Genomic DNA, 14,490 nt, shown 5'->3' with positions numbered 1-14,490 from the left:
ATATTTCTCCTTCCGAATTTTGGCTTACGCCGAATAGGAATTACCAGCGGTAGTGAGCGAATGCTTTGTTCGCTTCTGCCATTTTGTGCATTTCTTCACGTTTCTTCACTGAAGCACCAGTGTTGTTAGAAGCGTCAAGGATTTCGTTAGCTAGGCGTTCTTCCATTGTTTTTTCTCCGCGTAGGCGAGAGTAGTTAACAATGTAGCGTAAACCTAAAGTTGTACGGCGTTCTGGACGAACTTCAACCGGTACTTGGTAGTTAGAACCACCAACACGGCGAGCGCGAACTTCAAGAACTGGCATTACGTTGTCTAATGCAGTTTCGAATACTTCGATTGGATTTTCACCTGAACGTTCTTTAACTAATTCGAACGCACCGTATAAAATCTTTTGAGAAGTACCTTTTTTACCGTCAACCATCATTTTATTAATTAAACGAGTAACCAGTTTCGAATTATAAATTGGATCTGGTAACACGTCACGTTTGGAAACAGGACCTTTACGAGGCATGTGTTTTCCTCCTTTCGAATGTACTATCTAGTAGTAGTCAAATTATTTCTTTTCTTTTGGCTTTTTAGCACCGTAGTGTGAACGTGATTGCATACGTCCTTGTACTGCTGCTGTATCAAGCGCACCGCGTACGACATGGTAACGTACACCAGGTAAGTCTTTTACACGTCCACCGCGAATAAGTACAACACTGTGTTCTTGTAGGTTGTGGCCTTCGCCTGGGATATATGCGTTTACTTCGATTTGGTTAGTTAAGCGAACACGCGCATATTTACGTAAAGCTGAGTTAGGTTTTTTAGGCGTCATCGTACCAACACGAGTACAAACACCGCGTTTTTGTGGAGAGTTAACTGAAGTTGGAGCTTTTTTGAAGCTGTTATAACCTCTGTTTAACGCTGGTGATTTTGATTTCGTGCTTTTTGATTGACGAGGCTTACGAACTAATTGATTGATTGTAGGCATCGATATGTCCTCCCTTCATTACATTTGTCTTAATCCACACATCCAGGTGGTTCATTTTTGGGTAAAAACAAAGTTTTTGTGTGTATTTACACAAAAACAACTTTTGTAATCGCAATGTGATACGTCAAGCTATGCCAACATGCTTAAACTCATTATAAGAGTAATTGGCGTCTCGATTGCTTTCGCGAAAGTAATTGGCCAAATCGATGGCCCATTCATCTTAAGCGAGTATAAGTCGTTATTGACCTCGACTAGTATAATCATTTTGATTACTTGCTTTGTACCAATGACAGCTACACATAAAGTATAACTATCAACCCTAGATATATTATCATTTCTTAAATTTACTGTCAACCATTAATAGTATGAAATAAAGAAGAGATGGTACCATCTCTTCTTTATTCTCTTACTCTGTTGGTGCTAGTTCTTGCTTAGGTGTTAGATCTTGTTCAATTTCAATTTGACGATAACGTTGCATACCAGTACCTGCCGGAACAAGTTTACCAATAATTACGTTCTCTTTAAGTCCTAGTAACTCGTCACGCTTACCTTTAATTGCTGCATCCGTTAACACACGAGTTGTTTCTTGGAATGAAGCTGCTGATAAGAATGATTCTGTTTCTAGAGATGCTTTAGTGATACCTAGGATTACCGGGCGACAAGTCGCTGGGTTTTTACCTTTAATTACGATATCTGCGTTAGCATCCGCAAATTGATGAATATCTAATAAGGAACCTGGTAATAAATCTGTGTCGCCTGCTTCAATCACACGTACTTTACGTAACATTTGACGAACCATAACTTCAACGTGCTTATCACCGATTTCTACACCTTGCATACGATAAACTTTTTGTACTTCTTTTAATAAATAGTCTTGGACTGCTGAAACGTCTTTGACTTTTAGTAACTGCTTAGGATCGATAGAACCCTCAGTTAAGCTTTCACCACGTTCAATATGATCGCCCTCTTGCACTTTAAGTCGTGCATTATAAGGTGCTTGATACTTACGTGTTTCAACTTCACCAGCAATTGTAATTTCTTTTAAGCCTTCTCGAATTTCTTCGATTTCTGACACTGTACCCGCGATTTCTGAGATGACTGCTTGACCTTTAGGGTTACGCGCCTCAAAAATTTCTTGGATACGTGGAAGACCTTGCGTGATATCGTCCCCTGCTACACCACCTGTATGGAATGTACGCATTGTTAACTGTGTACCTGGCTCACCGATTGATTGCGCGGCAATAATACCTACTGCCTCACCAACTTCAACCTTTTCACCTGTCGCTAAGTTGATACCATAACATTTTTTACACACACCATGCTTCGTATTACATGTGAATGCAGAACGAATTGTAACTTCTTCGATTCCTAATTCCATAACTTTACGAGCAATGTCTTGTGTAATTAAGCCATCTTTAGCCAATAATACTTCTTCAGTACCTGGGATAAAGATTGTTTTCTTAGTATGACGACCTACAATACGCTCGTCTAATGTTTCGATTACTTCGCTGCCTTCCATTAACGCACCAATTGTTAAGCCACGGTCTGTTCCACAGTCGTCTTCACGAACGATAACATCTTGTGCTACGTCTACTAAACGACGCGTTAAGTAACCTGAATCGGCTGTTTTAAGTGCTGTATCGGCAAGACCTTTACGCGCACCATGGGTAGAGATGAAGTACTCTAATACTGTTAAACCTTCACGGAATGAAGATTTGATTGGTAACTCGATAATACGACCAGCCGGGTTGGCCATCAGACCACGCATACCTGCTAGTTGCGTAAAGTTAGATGCGTTACCACGGGCACCTGAGTCACTCATCATAAAGATTGGGTTGGTTTTGTCAAGAGATTTCATCAGCTTAGCTTGAATTTCATCTTTTGCTTTTGTCCAACTTGCAATTACGCGTTGGTAACGCTCGTCTTCAGTAATTAAACCTCGACGGAACTGCATTTGAACACGGTCAACCTGCTCTTGAGCTGTGTGTAAAATATCACCTTTATTCGGTAATACAACGATATCTGATACACCTACTGTAATACCTGCACGTGTTGAGTATTTAAATCCTAAATCTTTCATGCGGTCAAGCATGCGAGATGTTTCAGTAATATGGAAGCGTTTGAAAACTTCTGCAATGATATTACCTAAGAATTTTTTACGGAACGGTGCAACTGCTGGTAAATCAGTGAAGTGTTTTTTAAGCACGGCTTGACGTTGAGCTTTAACTTGCTCTTCCTCAGTCATTGCTTGGTAAGCTGCATCACTTTCTAGTTCTGCTAACATCTCATCTTCAATTTGTAAGTTTACAAAGTAATTCATAGGTGTAGCTTCTTCTAGGTTGAAGTCAGTTGGTTCATTAATATATGGGAATGAAGCTGGTAAAATTTCATTGAAGATTACTTTACCTACAGAAGTTAATAAAAACTTGCTGTTTTGCTCTTCCGTAAATGTTTGATTTTTAAATGTGCTAGCTTGTACTGCAATACGTGTGTGTAAATGAACATGACCATTTTGGTATGCAATTAACACTTCATCTGTATCACTGTAGATATTACCTTCACCACGTGCGCCTTCACGCTCTAAAGTTAAGTAATAGTTACCTAAAACCATATCTTGAGATGGTGTTACTACTGGCTTACCATCTTTAGGGTTTAGGATATTTTGTGCTGCTAACATTAATAAACGTGCCTCGGCTTGTGCTTCAGCAGATAAAGGTACGTGAACTGCCATTTGGTCACCATCAAAGTCAGCGTTATAAGCTGTACATACTAATGGGTGTAAACGGATTGCACGGCCTTCTACTAATGTAGGTTCGAATGCTTGGATACCAAGACGGTGAAGTGTTGGGGCACGGTTTAATAATACTGGGTGCTCACGGATAACATCTTCAAGTACGTCCCATACATCATCATGTAAACGTTCAATTTTACGTTTAGCACTCTTAATATTATGAGCTAGGCCACGTCCTACCAATTCTTTCATTACAAAAGGTTTGAATAGTTCAATTGCCATTTCTTTTGGTAAACCACATTGGTACATTTTTAAGTTTGGACCTACAACGATAACCGAACGACCAGAGTAGTCAACACGTTTACCTAGTAAGTTTTGACGGAAACGACCTTGTTTACCTTTAAGCATATGAGATAGCGATTTTAATGGACGGTTACCTGGTCCAGTTACTGGACGGCCACGACGACCATTATCAATTAATGCATCTACTGCTTCTTGTAACATACGTTTTTCGTTTTGTACGATGATGCTTGGTGCTCCAAGATCAAGTAGTCGCTTCAAACGATTGTTACGGTTAATAACACGACGATATAAGTCGTTTAAGTCAGATGTTGCAAAACGACCACCATCTAATTGAACCATCGGACGGATTTCCGGTGGAATAACAGGAAGTACATCTAAAATCATCCACTCAGGCATATTACCCGAGTTACGGAAAGATTCCACAACTTCAAGACGCTTAATCGCACGTGTACGACGTTGACCTTGTGCAGTTTTAAGCTCTTCTTTTAATGTCATTGTTTCATCTTCTAAATCAATATTGCGTAGTAATGTTTTAATAGCCTCTGCGCCCATACCAGCTTGGAAACTATCACCATATTTATCTACACAGTAACGATATTCTTTTTCAGATAATAACTGTTTGTATGTGATTTCAGGTACGTTACCTGGATCTGTTACAACATATGAAGCGAAGTAGATTACTTCTTCTAACGTACGTGGTGACATATCTAAAATAAGACCCATACGACTTGGAATACCTTTGAAGTACCAAATATGTGATACAGGAGCTGCTAATTCGATATGACCCATGCGTTCACGACGAACTTTAGCACGTGTTACTTCAACGCCACAACGGTCACAAACTACACCTTTATAACGTACACGCTTATATTTACCACAGTGACATTCCCAGTCTTTTGTAGGACCGAAAATACGTTCACAGAATAATCCATCTTTCTCAGGCTTCAACGTTCGATAGTTAATTGTTTCAGGCTTTTTTACCTCACCATATGACCATGAACGAATTTTATCAGGTGAAGCTAAACCGATTTTCATATACTCAAATTCATTAACGTCTATCAAGGAGCCTACCTCCCTCTAGTCTAAGTCTCTTGGACTTTATTATTCGTAGCTCAACAACTTTACAACGTACAATTCTATAAAAAAAAGGGCGAGGCATGACGCACACGCCCTTTTCTATTATTTATTCAACAACTTCTTCTTTTTCTTGCGCTAAGTTTAAGGCATTTGACGGCTGAATTTCGTCTTCTTCGTCTAAATCACGAAGTTCCACTTCTTCATCGTTAATTGTTAGCATTTTAACATCCATACCTAAACTTTGAAGTTCTTTGATTAATACTTTAAATGATTCTGGAACACCTGGTTCTGGAACACTTTCACCTTTAACAATTGCTTCGTATGTTTTAACACGTCCTACAACGTCATCCGATTTCACTGTTAAAATTTCTTGTAATGTGTAAGCAGCACCATAAGCTTCAAGTGCCCAAACCTCCATCTCACCGAAACGTTGTCCACCAAATTGAGCTTTACCGCCAAGTGGTTGTTGTGTAACAAGTGAGTATGGTCCAGTAGAACGAGCATGAAGTTTGTCATCAACCATGTGGGCTAATTTAATCATGTACATGATACCTACAGAAACGCGGTTATCAAATGGTTCGCCTGAGCGTCCATCATACAGAATTGTTTTACCATCACGGTTCATGCCTGCTTCTTCCATTGTCTCCCAAACGTCTTCTTCGTTAGCACCATCAAATACTGGTGTTGCCATATGAACGCCTAAGTAACGAGCTGCCATACCTAAATGTAACTCTAATACTTGTCCGATGTTCATACGAGAAGGTACGCCTAATGGGTTTAACATGATGTCGACTGGTGTGCCATCTGGCATAAATGGCATATCTTCTTCTGGAAGGATACGAGAGATAACACCTTTGTTACCATGTCGTCCAGCCATTTTATCACCAACGCGGATTTTACGTTTTTGTACGATATATACACGTACTAATTGGTTAACACCCGGTGGTAATTCGTCTCCATCTTCACGGTTGAAGACTTTAACGTCTAATACAATACCGCCTGCGCCGTGTGGAACACGTAGTGATGTATCACGTACTTCACGTGCTTTTTCACCAAAGATTGCATGTAATAGGCGCTCTTCAGCTGTAAGCTCAGTAACACCTTTAGGCGTAACTTTACCTACTAAAATATCACCATCACGAACCTCAGCACCAATGCGGATAATACCACGATCGTCTAAGTTGCGAAGTGCTTCTTCACCAACGTTAGGAATATCGCGAGTAATCTCTTCAGGTCCTAATTTTGTATCACGTGATTCTGATTCATATTCTTCAATATGAATAGATGTGTATACATCATCTTTAACTAAGCGTTCACTCATGATGATAGCATCCTCATAGTTAAAGCCATCCCACGTCATGAATGCAACAAGCACGTTACGGCCTAATGCTAATTCGCCAAGCTCCATTGAAGGACCATCAGCTAAAATATCAAGTGGCTTAACGCGATCACCCACATTAACGATTGGACGTTGGTTATAAGATGTACCTTGGTTTGAACGAATAAATTTTTGTAATTTATATGTTGTTAAATCGCCTTTTACCTCTTTACCATCGCTAATTTCAATGCGACGAACTAAGATTTGACGAGCTTCAACATGTTCAACAATACCATCATATTTAGCTACAACCGCAGCACCTGAGTCACGAGCGTCAACATGCTCCATACCTGTACCAACAAATGGTGATTCAGGGTTTAATAAAGGAACAGCTTGACGTTGCATGTTTGCACCCATAAGCGCACGGTTAGAGTCATCGTTTTCTAAGAAAGGAATACATGCTGTCGCTGCCGAAACAACTTGCTTCGGTGATACATCCATATAGTCAATTTTCTCTTTGTTAAACACCGTGTTATCTCCACGGAAACGACCTACAACTTCATCATTAGCGAAAGTTCCATCTTCATTTAAGATAGAGTTTGCTTGTGCTACATAGTAGTTGTCTTCTTCATCAGCAGTTAAATAATCAATTTGCTCTGTCACACGACCTGTTTCGTGATCAACACGACGGTAAGGTGTTTCAATGAAGCCAAATTTATTTACTTTTGCAAATGAAGATAATGAGTTGATTAAACCGATGTTCGGTCCCTCTGGTGTTTCGATTGGACACATACGACCATAGTGAGAGTAGTGAACGTCACGTACTTCAAAACCAGCACGTTCACGCGTTAAACCACCAGGTCCTAATGCAGATAGACGACGTTTATGCGTTAACTCTGCAAGTGGGTTTGTTTGGTCCATGAATTGAGATAATTGAGAGCTACCAAAGAACTCTTTAATTGACGCAATTACTGGACGAATGTTAATTAATTGTTGAGGCATAATGGCAGCTGTATCGTTAATCGACATACGTTCTTTAACAACACGCTCCATACGAGATAAACCAATACGGAATTGGTTTTGTAGTAATTCCCCTACTGAACGTAGACGACGGTTACCCAAGTGGTCAATATCATCTGTTGTTCCAACTTTATACAATAAGTTAAAGAAGTAACTAATAGAAGAAATGATGTCCGCAGGCGTAATATTTTTCACATTTTCAGTAATGTAACCATTGCTGATAACGTTAATTTCTTTTTGTGTTTCGTCCTTTGGTGCATAAATCTTAATCGTTTGAATATCAATATCTTCTTCTAATACGCCATTAACTTGGCTAATAGATTCGATACCAATACGCTTGTCAGCATCCTCTAAGAATGGAAGAATGCGATTTAACGTACGACGATCTAATAATGTACCTTCTTCGACTAAAATTTCGCCTGTTTCAGGGTCGATTAAGTCTTGAGCAATCGTTTGATTAAATAAACGATTTTTAATGTGTAGTTTTTTATTCATTTTATAACGTCCAACATTAGCTAAATCATAACGCTTAGCATCGAAGAAACGAGAGAATAATAAACTTTTTGCACTTTCTACTGTTGGTGGCTCACCAGGACGCAGTCGCTCATAAATTTCAAGCAATGCTTTCTCAGTGCCTTCAGTATTGTCTTTCTCTAATGTGTTGCGTAAATATTCGTTATCACCAATAACATCAATGATTTCTTGGTCTGAGCTTAATCCTAAAGCACGTAATAGAACAGTTACTGGTAGTTTACGTGTACGATCAATACGTACATAAACTACGTCTTTAGCATCTGTTTCATACTCTAGCCAAGCACCACGGTTAGGAATAACAGTAGCACCAAAGCCACGCTTACCATTTTTATCAGTTTTATCATGGAAATAAACACTTGGTGAACGCACTAACTGAGATACGATTACACGTTCAGCACCATTGATGATGAATGTACCCGTCTCTGTCATTAATGGGAAGTCACCCATAAATACTTCTTGCTCTTTAACTTCATCTGTTTCTCGGTTATACAGTCGTACTTTTACACGAAGTGGTGCTGCATAAGTTACATCGCGCTCTTTACTTTCATCAACATCATATTTAGGTTCCCCTAATTTATAGTCGATGAATTCTAACGACAGATTACCTGTAAAATCCTCGATTGGCGAAATATCTTTAAACATTTCACGCAATCCTTCTTCAAGGAACCACTCATAAGATGCTGTTTGAATTTCAATTAAATTCGGAAGTTCAAGCACCTCTTTAATACGCGCAAAGCTTCTACGCTGGCGGTGTTGTCCGTATTGAACTAGTTGACCTGTCAACTCATTCACCCCTCATTAAAGCGATAATGGGTCTTTTCAAAAACATAGATATAGTGTATGATTTCGAAAGACAAAAAGAAAACGAGCCTTACTAATAAGACCGCATTTTCGGTTAACCAAACATTATGTTACTTGTCAATATGCCTTATTTCAGAAAAAAAGGGCATACGACCTCAAAATAATAATTTTGCATTTTACTATGTTATCATAGTTAATTTGTCAAGTCAATAATATTGGTTATATAGCTATTTTTTCTCAGCTTTTATAATCCAATAACCTTTTTTCTTTTCTACTACTTCTACTGATGCAAATAAATCCTCTAAATACGCCACTGTCGAAGGTGCTCCCTGTTTCTTTTGGATAACAACCCACAACTCTCCTCCACTTACTAACAATTCATACGCTCCCTGATAAAATCGGAATACCGTATCCTTACCAGCTCTGATTGGTGGATTAGTTATAACAGCTGCAATCGGACGATTTTTCTGTACAGCAGATAGTCCATCACTTGGATAAATGCGTACATTTTGAATCCCGTTTCGCTCTGCATTCTTTTTACTAAGTTGCAATGCACGCTCATTTACATCGACCATTTGTACTTGATGTTCGGGATATGTTTTAGCCATCGATAAACCGATTGGTCCATAACCACAACCTACATCGAGTATATCTCCAGTTACACCTGGCAACTCGAAAGCATCGATGAGCACGCGGGAACCAAAATCTACCTCGCTTTTACTAAAAACACCCGCATCTGTTTCAAACGTAAACGTATGTCCTAACAATGTAAATTGGAAGTGTTGAGGTTTACTTTCCACTTTAGGTTGATTTGAATAATAATGTTCAGACATCGTTTCGCCCTCCTCAAAATAAAATGAAGAAAAGCTCGCCACAAATGATGACGAGCTTTCTTTTTTTGTTAAAAAGAATTACTTAAGTTCTGCAGATGCGCCTACTTCTTCAAGTTTAGCTTTCATTTCTTCTGCTTCTTCTTTAGCAATGCCTTCTTTAAGAGCTTTTGGAGCGTTGTCTACTAATTCTTTAGCTTCTTTTAAGCCTAGGCCAGTGATTTCGCGAACCACTTTGATTACTTTAATTTTTTGAGCGCCAGCAGACTCAAGAACTACGTCGAATTCTGTTTTTTCTGCTGCAGCGTCGCCGCCACCAGCGCCACCCATAACTGCTACAGGAGCAGCTGCAGTAACACCGAATTCTTCTTCGATTGCTTTTACTAAGTCGTTTAACTCAAGAACTGTCATAGCTTTGATAGCTTCTAAGATTTGATCTTTGTTCATTATAATTTCCTCCTAATTGGATGTTGTTTTAGTTTGCAGCTTTATGCCACATGGTTGAAGCAAGACTTATGCGCCTTGTTCTTCTTTTTGTTCTGCAACAGCTTTTGTTGCAAGAGCGAAGTTGCGTACTGGAGCTTGTAGTACAGATAAAAGCATAGATAGTAGACCTTCGCGTGATGGAAGTTCTGCAAGTGCTTTAATGTCTTCAGCTGAAGATACGTTACCTTCGATAATACCTGCTTTGATTTCTAATTTGTCGTTAGCTTTAGCGAAATCGTTGATGATTTTAGCTGGAGCTACTACGTCTTCATTAGAGAAAGCGATAGCGTTAGGACCAGTTAAGAATTCATTGATACCTTCAAATCCTTCTAATTCTGCTGCACGGCGAGTAAGTGAGTTTTTGTAAACTTTGTACTCGATACCAGCTTCGCGTAATTGTTTACGTAGTTCAGTAACTTGCGCTACTGTTAAACCACGGTAGTCAACTACTACTACAGAAGCAGCTGCTTTGAATTTCTCAGCGATTTCTTGAACTTGACCTTTTTTGATTTCAATTGCTTGGCTCATCTTGATGACACCTCCTATTTAGAATGGGTCATTTATACCGAAAAAAGCCTCTATATCTAGAGCAGACATAGAGGCAGAATATCATCATCTTAAAAAGAATCTGAATTCCGTTGTCCTCGGTAGGATATTAAGTGACTAAGCACTCCTACTGTCTACGGTACAAATGGATGATTCACAACGGTGCTAATAATATCAAATTACTTAACACCTGTCAATCACTTGTATATATTATTTTACGTCTACAGAAGATGCATCAATTTTGATAGCAGGTCCCATTGTAGTTGTAACGTTTACTGATTTCATGTAAGTACCTTTTGCAGAAGCTGGTTTAGCTTTAGCTACTACGTCAAATACTGTTTTGAAGTTTTCAACTAATTTTTCAGCGTCAAATGATGCTTTACCGATTGGCGCGTGGATGATACCAGCTTTTTCAGCACGGTATTCAACTTTACCAGCTTTGATTTCAGCGATAGCTTTTGCTACGTCGAAAGTAACTGTGCCAGTTTTCGGGTTAGGCATTAAACCTTTAGGTCCTAATACGCGACCAAGTTTACCCACTTCACCCATCATGTCTGGAGTCGCAACGATAACGTCGAAATCGAACCAGCCACCTTGGATTTTTTGGATGTACTCAGCGTCGCCTACGTAATCTGCACCTGCAGCTTCAGCTTCTTTAAGTTTTTCACCTTTAGCGAAAACTAAAACTTTTTGAGTTTTACCAGTACCGTTTGGTAGCACTACTGCACCACGGATTTGTTGATCGTTTTTACGAGTGTCGATTCCTAAACGGAATGCAACTTCAACTGTAGCGTCAAAGTTAACTGTGCTCGTTTTTTTCGCTAATTCCATTGCTTCTTCAACAGAATATACAGCGTTACGGTCGATTAATTTAGCTGCTTCTTGCAACTTTTTACCTTTTTTAGCCATTGTATATTTTCCTCCTTGATTGTGGTTTTAACGGATTTTACCTCCCACGAATAAAGGTTGCGCGTTTACAAAAGAAACTCCGCAACCTCCAAAAACAATTACTTCATCAAGTGAATTGAGTAGTAAAAATTAGTCTTCAATCGTGATACCCATGCTTCGTGCAGTACCTTCAACCATTAACATTGCTGCTTCTACTGATGCAGCGTTAAGGTCTGGCATTTTTGTTTCAGCGATTTCGCGAACTTTATCACGTTTAACCGTTGCTACTTTGTTACGGTTAGGTTCACCAGATCCCTTTTGAACGCCAGCTGCTACTTTAAGTAACACTGCTGCGGGTGGAGTTTTCGTAATGAAAGTGAAAGAACGGTCCTCAAATACTGAAATTTCAACTGGAATAATAAGACCAGCTTGATCTGCAGTACGCGCATTGAATTCTTTACAGAATCCCATGATGTTTACACCTGCTTGACCTAACGCAGGACCAACCGGCGGAGCTGGGTTAGCTTTACCAGCAGGAATTTGTAATTTTACAACTTTAGTAACTTTTTTAGCCACGAGACACACCTCCTTAAGTCCGTGATGTGGTAATTGGGTTGCCCCTCCCACTCATATCTGTCTGTCAGCCTATAAACTGATAACATTTAAACATGTAAAATCTGACCCACCTTAAAGTGACGGTCTGACCTATGAAATGATACCACTTTTATTTTATGTTAGCAAGTAATTTAAAAGTTAAACTTTAGTAACTTGTGCAAAGCTAAGTTCCATGTTTGTTTCGCGACCAAACATATCAACGATTACCGTTAATAACTCATCTTCTGTATTAACTGCTTCCACTTTACCTTGGAAGTGTGCGAACGGTCCTTCTAGTACTTCTACTAAATCGCCTACTGCGATATCTGCGCCGACATCCTCTGTCATGCCCATTTGATCTAATAAACGAGATACTTCATCAGGTAATAATGGTGTTGGTTTTGCACCGCCACCCGAAGAACCAATAAAGCCAGTTACACCTGGTGTGTTACGTACAACATACCAAGAATCATCTGTCATAATAAGCTCAACTAATACGTAACCCGGGAAAACTTTACGCATATAAGTTTTTTTCTTACCATCTTTAATTTCTGTTTCTTCACGCTCAGGAACTACTACACGGAAGATTTTATCCGTCATTCCCATTGTTTCTACACGTTTTTCTAAATTTTGCTTTACTCGATTTTCATAACCTGAATACGTATGAACGACGTACCAATTTTTCTCCATAATATATAGGACTGCTCGTCCGTCCCTCCTTAGTTTTATGTCTGAACAAATGAAAAAACCCGTATGTTGTGACGGGCTATTTCAAAAATTATTTTATTTCATCACAGTGAGTAGAACCAATTCATGAATTGCGAAATACCGAAGTCAACTGCCGCAAAGAAAACTGCCATAAATACCACTGTTGAAATTACTACTACAGTATATTTTGTAAGTTCTTTTCGCTTAGGCCAACTTGTTTTACGCATTTCAGAGCCGACTTCACGTAAAAACTGCATAATTTTATTCATGCTTACTTACCTCCGAACAGCTTAAAATACTTTTACTATATTTCACTATACCGTTTGTTTATGCATCGTATGCTCATTGCAGTGAGAACAAAACTTTTTTATTGCTAGACGCTTTGTAACATCTTTTTTAGCAGGCACAGAATAATTACGTGATCCGCACTTCTCACAACTTAGAGCGACTTTATTTGCCATGTCATCACCTTTTCGGCACTTAGTCTTTTAAAGACTATCACCTTACTTTCATACTGTCAATAAAGTGTAAAACTATCCGAGAATTTCTGTTACTTCGATATGTTGCCCTAATTTACGTTTTACACGTTGGAGCGCATTATCGATAGATTTTACATGGCGGTCAAGTTGTTCTGAGATTTCGCCGTAGGATTGTCCTTCTAAATACAGTGCTAATACGCGCTGCTCAAGCTCACTTAATACTTCACTCATTTTCAGTTCAATATAATCTTGTTGCTCTTGCTGAAGCACAATATTTTCAGGCTCTATTGTTGTTGGACCTACCATTGTTTCAACCAATGTTTTTTCGGAGTCCTCTTCGTACACCGGCTTGTCTAATGACACATAAGCGTTTAGTGGCATATGCTTTTGACGCGTTGCTGTTTTGATGGCCGTAATAATTTGTCGTGTCACACATAGTTCAGCAAATACACGAAAGGAAGCATTTTTATCATCGCGATAATCGCGAATTGCTTTATACAAACCAATCATGCCTTCTTGAATAATATCTTCACGGTCTGCGCCAATTAAAAAATAAGATTTAGCTTTAGCCAGTACTATTATTTTATACTTGTTTATAATGTACTCTAGCGCTTCTACATCACCTTGCTGTATTAAATTAATGACTTCCTCATCTGCTAACAACTCAAACTTATTCATCAAACGCCACCCGCTTTCATAACCCTCTACGAATTCGCTCTAGCTTTTCTAATACACTTTCCGAAACATCCAGCCCTGTGTGCCGAATGACATTGGTCTTTTGAACATCTGCTTCAATCACCTTTTTTGCAATGCCTACTTCAATCTCTAGTTCGCGCGCTGATTTACGCAAAGCACCATTACCAAACACTATATTTTGCTCTGTCATATCAGATGTCGCTACATGAATTTGAATTTTACGCCCTTTTAATTCATTGGATAATTTTTCGATATGCTCATCAGCTGTCTCGTTTTTAGCGGTATAGATTACCTCTACCCCACTCTGTCGGTACTGACTCTTTTTCCCTTGAACTAAATAAGCATCAAATACAATAATGACGCGTATACCTTTAGCTGCTTGATACTCCGCTAACAGTTCTACTAGGCGATTACGAGCAGCCTCAAAGTCAATATCTCTAAGCTCCCGTAACACTTGCCAGTCGCCTATCATATTATAGCCATCAACAAGAAGGATATGTTTCATG

At 39.1% G+C, this 14,490-nt stretch carries 14 protein-coding genes and 1 other annotated feature; all 14 genes read right to left on the bottom strand.

Going from position 1 to position 14,490, the window contains the following annotated elements:
* Positions 1–40: 40 nt before the first annotated feature.
* The 14 genes from rpsG to CH76_RS04075 all read right to left on the bottom strand — a co-directional run bounded on the left by rpsG (position 41) and on the right by CH76_RS04075 (position 14,489).
* Positions 41–511: a 30S ribosomal protein S7 gene (gene rpsG, locus CH76_RS04135; protein WP_036143368.1), complete on the bottom strand. Its 471-nt coding sequence runs from the start codon at positions 509–511 to the stop codon at positions 41–43.
* 42 nt (positions 512–553) lie between these two features.
* Positions 554–973 carry a 30S ribosomal protein S12 gene (gene rpsL, locus CH76_RS04130; RefSeq protein WP_036143365.1) on the bottom strand — a complete coding sequence of 140 codons (420 nt, stop codon included), beginning with the start codon at positions 971–973 and terminating at the stop codon, positions 554–556.
* A 406-nt stretch (positions 974–1,379) separates the two neighbouring features.
* Positions 1,380–5,069, bottom strand: coding sequence for a DNA-directed RNA polymerase subunit beta' (rpoC, locus tag CH76_RS04125; protein WP_036143362.1), 3,690 nt, complete (start codon positions 5,067–5,069; stop codon positions 1,380–1,382).
* A 121-nt stretch (positions 5,070–5,190) separates the two neighbouring features.
* On the bottom strand, positions 5,191–8,748 hold the full coding sequence (gene rpoB / locus CH76_RS04120) for a DNA-directed RNA polymerase subunit beta (protein WP_200877327.1): 3,558 nt from the start codon (positions 8,746–8,748) through the stop codon (positions 5,191–5,193).
* Between the two features lie 236 nt (positions 8,749–8,984).
* Positions 8,985–9,590 carry a class I SAM-dependent methyltransferase gene (locus CH76_RS04115; protein WP_036143356.1) on the bottom strand — a complete coding sequence of 202 codons (606 nt, stop codon included), beginning with the start codon at positions 9,588–9,590 and terminating at the stop codon, positions 8,985–8,987.
* Positions 9,591–9,668: 78 nt separating this feature from the next.
* The gene (rplL, locus tag CH76_RS04110; protein ID WP_036143353.1) at positions 9,669–10,034 is read right to left on the bottom strand and encodes a 50S ribosomal protein L7/L12; all 366 of its coding nucleotides are present in this window, start codon (positions 10,032–10,034) and stop codon (positions 9,669–9,671) included.
* Between the two features lie 66 nt (positions 10,035–10,100).
* Complete coding sequence (gene rplJ, locus CH76_RS04105) at positions 10,101–10,601, bottom strand: 50S ribosomal protein L10 (protein WP_036143349.1); 501 nt, start codon at positions 10,599–10,601, stop codon at positions 10,101–10,103.
* 32 nt (positions 10,602–10,633) lie between these two features.
* Positions 10,634–10,777, bottom strand: a sequence feature (ribosomal protein L10 leader region).
* Between the two features lie 52 nt (positions 10,778–10,829).
* Entirely contained in the window at positions 10,830–11,528 is a 699-nt protein-coding gene (rplA, locus tag CH76_RS04100; RefSeq protein WP_036143346.1) for a 50S ribosomal protein L1, read from the bottom strand.
* 129 nt (positions 11,529–11,657) lie between these two features.
* Positions 11,658–12,083 carry a 50S ribosomal protein L11 gene (rplK, locus tag CH76_RS04095; protein WP_036143343.1) on the bottom strand — a complete coding sequence of 142 codons (426 nt, stop codon included), beginning with the start codon at positions 12,081–12,083 and terminating at the stop codon, positions 11,658–11,660.
* Between the two features lie 177 nt (positions 12,084–12,260).
* The gene (gene nusG / locus CH76_RS04090) at positions 12,261–12,791 is read right to left on the bottom strand and encodes a transcription termination/antitermination protein NusG (protein WP_036143341.1); all 531 of its coding nucleotides are present in this window, start codon (positions 12,789–12,791) and stop codon (positions 12,261–12,263) included.
* Positions 12,792–12,892: 101 nt separating this feature from the next.
* Positions 12,893–13,078, bottom strand: a complete 186-nt coding sequence (gene secE, locus CH76_RS04085) for a preprotein translocase subunit SecE (RefSeq protein ID WP_036143338.1) — start codon at positions 13,076–13,078, stop codon at positions 12,893–12,895.
* Between the two features lie 45 nt (positions 13,079–13,123).
* The gene (gene rpmG / locus CH76_RS13670) at positions 13,124–13,270 is read right to left on the bottom strand and encodes a 50S ribosomal protein L33 (protein ID WP_081892615.1); all 147 of its coding nucleotides are present in this window, start codon (positions 13,268–13,270) and stop codon (positions 13,124–13,126) included.
* 72 nt (positions 13,271–13,342) lie between these two features.
* On the bottom strand, positions 13,343–13,966 hold the full coding sequence (gene sigH, locus CH76_RS04080) for an RNA polymerase sporulation sigma factor SigH (protein WP_036143334.1): 624 nt from the start codon (positions 13,964–13,966) through the stop codon (positions 13,343–13,345).
* A gap of 16 nt (positions 13,967–13,982) precedes the next feature.
* The gene (locus CH76_RS04075; protein ID WP_036143331.1) at positions 13,983–14,489 is read right to left on the bottom strand and encodes an NYN domain-containing protein; all 507 of its coding nucleotides are present in this window, start codon (positions 14,487–14,489) and stop codon (positions 13,983–13,985) included.
* Position 14,490 lies beyond the last annotated feature (1 nt).

Origin of the sequence: Lysinibacillus sp. BF-4 (assembly GCF_000743635.1) — a bacterium.
Taxonomy (GTDB): Bacteria; Bacillota; Bacilli; order Bacillales_A; family Planococcaceae; genus Metalysinibacillus; species Metalysinibacillus saudimassiliensis.
Note: the sequence above shows the minus strand (reverse complement) of the source record. Positions and strands in the feature narration are given on the sequence as shown.

What these genes read in the sequence shown, in the direction of transcription:
- rpsL (WP_036143365.1), bottom strand. Translation starts at nt 973, where the DNA reads ATGCCTACAATCAATCAATTAGTTCGTAAGCCTCGTCAATCAAAAAGC.
- sigH (WP_036143334.1), bottom strand. Translation starts at nt 13,966, where the DNA reads ATGAATAAGTTTGAGTTGTTAGCAGATGAGGAAGTCATTAATTTAATA.
- rplL (WP_036143353.1), bottom strand. Translation starts at nt 10,034, where the DNA reads ATGAACAAAGATCAAATCTTAGAAGCTATCAAAGCTATGACAGTTCTT.
- CH76_RS04115 (WP_036143356.1), bottom strand. Translation starts at nt 9,590, where the DNA reads ATGTCTGAACATTATTATTCAAATCAACCTAAAGTGGAAAGTAAACCT.
- rplA (WP_036143346.1), bottom strand. Translation starts at nt 11,528, where the DNA reads ATGGCTAAAAAAGGTAAAAAGTTGCAAGAAGCAGCTAAATTAATCGAC.
- rpmG (WP_081892615.1), bottom strand. Translation starts at nt 13,270, where the DNA reads ATGGCAAATAAAGTCGCTCTAAGTTGTGAGAAGTGCGGATCACGTAAT.
- secE (WP_036143338.1), bottom strand. Translation starts at nt 13,078, where the DNA reads ATGAATAAAATTATGCAGTTTTTACGTGAAGTCGGCTCTGAAATGCGT.
- rpsG (WP_036143368.1), bottom strand. Translation starts at nt 511, where the DNA reads ATGCCTCGTAAAGGTCCTGTTTCCAAACGTGACGTGTTACCAGATCCA.
- rplJ (WP_036143349.1), bottom strand. Translation starts at nt 10,601, where the DNA reads ATGAGCCAAGCAATTGAAATCAAAAAAGGTCAAGTTCAAGAAATCGCT.
- nusG (WP_036143341.1), bottom strand. Translation starts at nt 12,791, where the DNA reads ATGGAGAAAAATTGGTACGTCGTTCATACGTATTCAGGTTATGAAAAT.
- CH76_RS04075 (WP_036143331.1), bottom strand. Translation starts at nt 14,489, where the DNA reads ATGAAACATATCCTTCTTGTTGATGGCTATAATATGATAGGCGACTGG.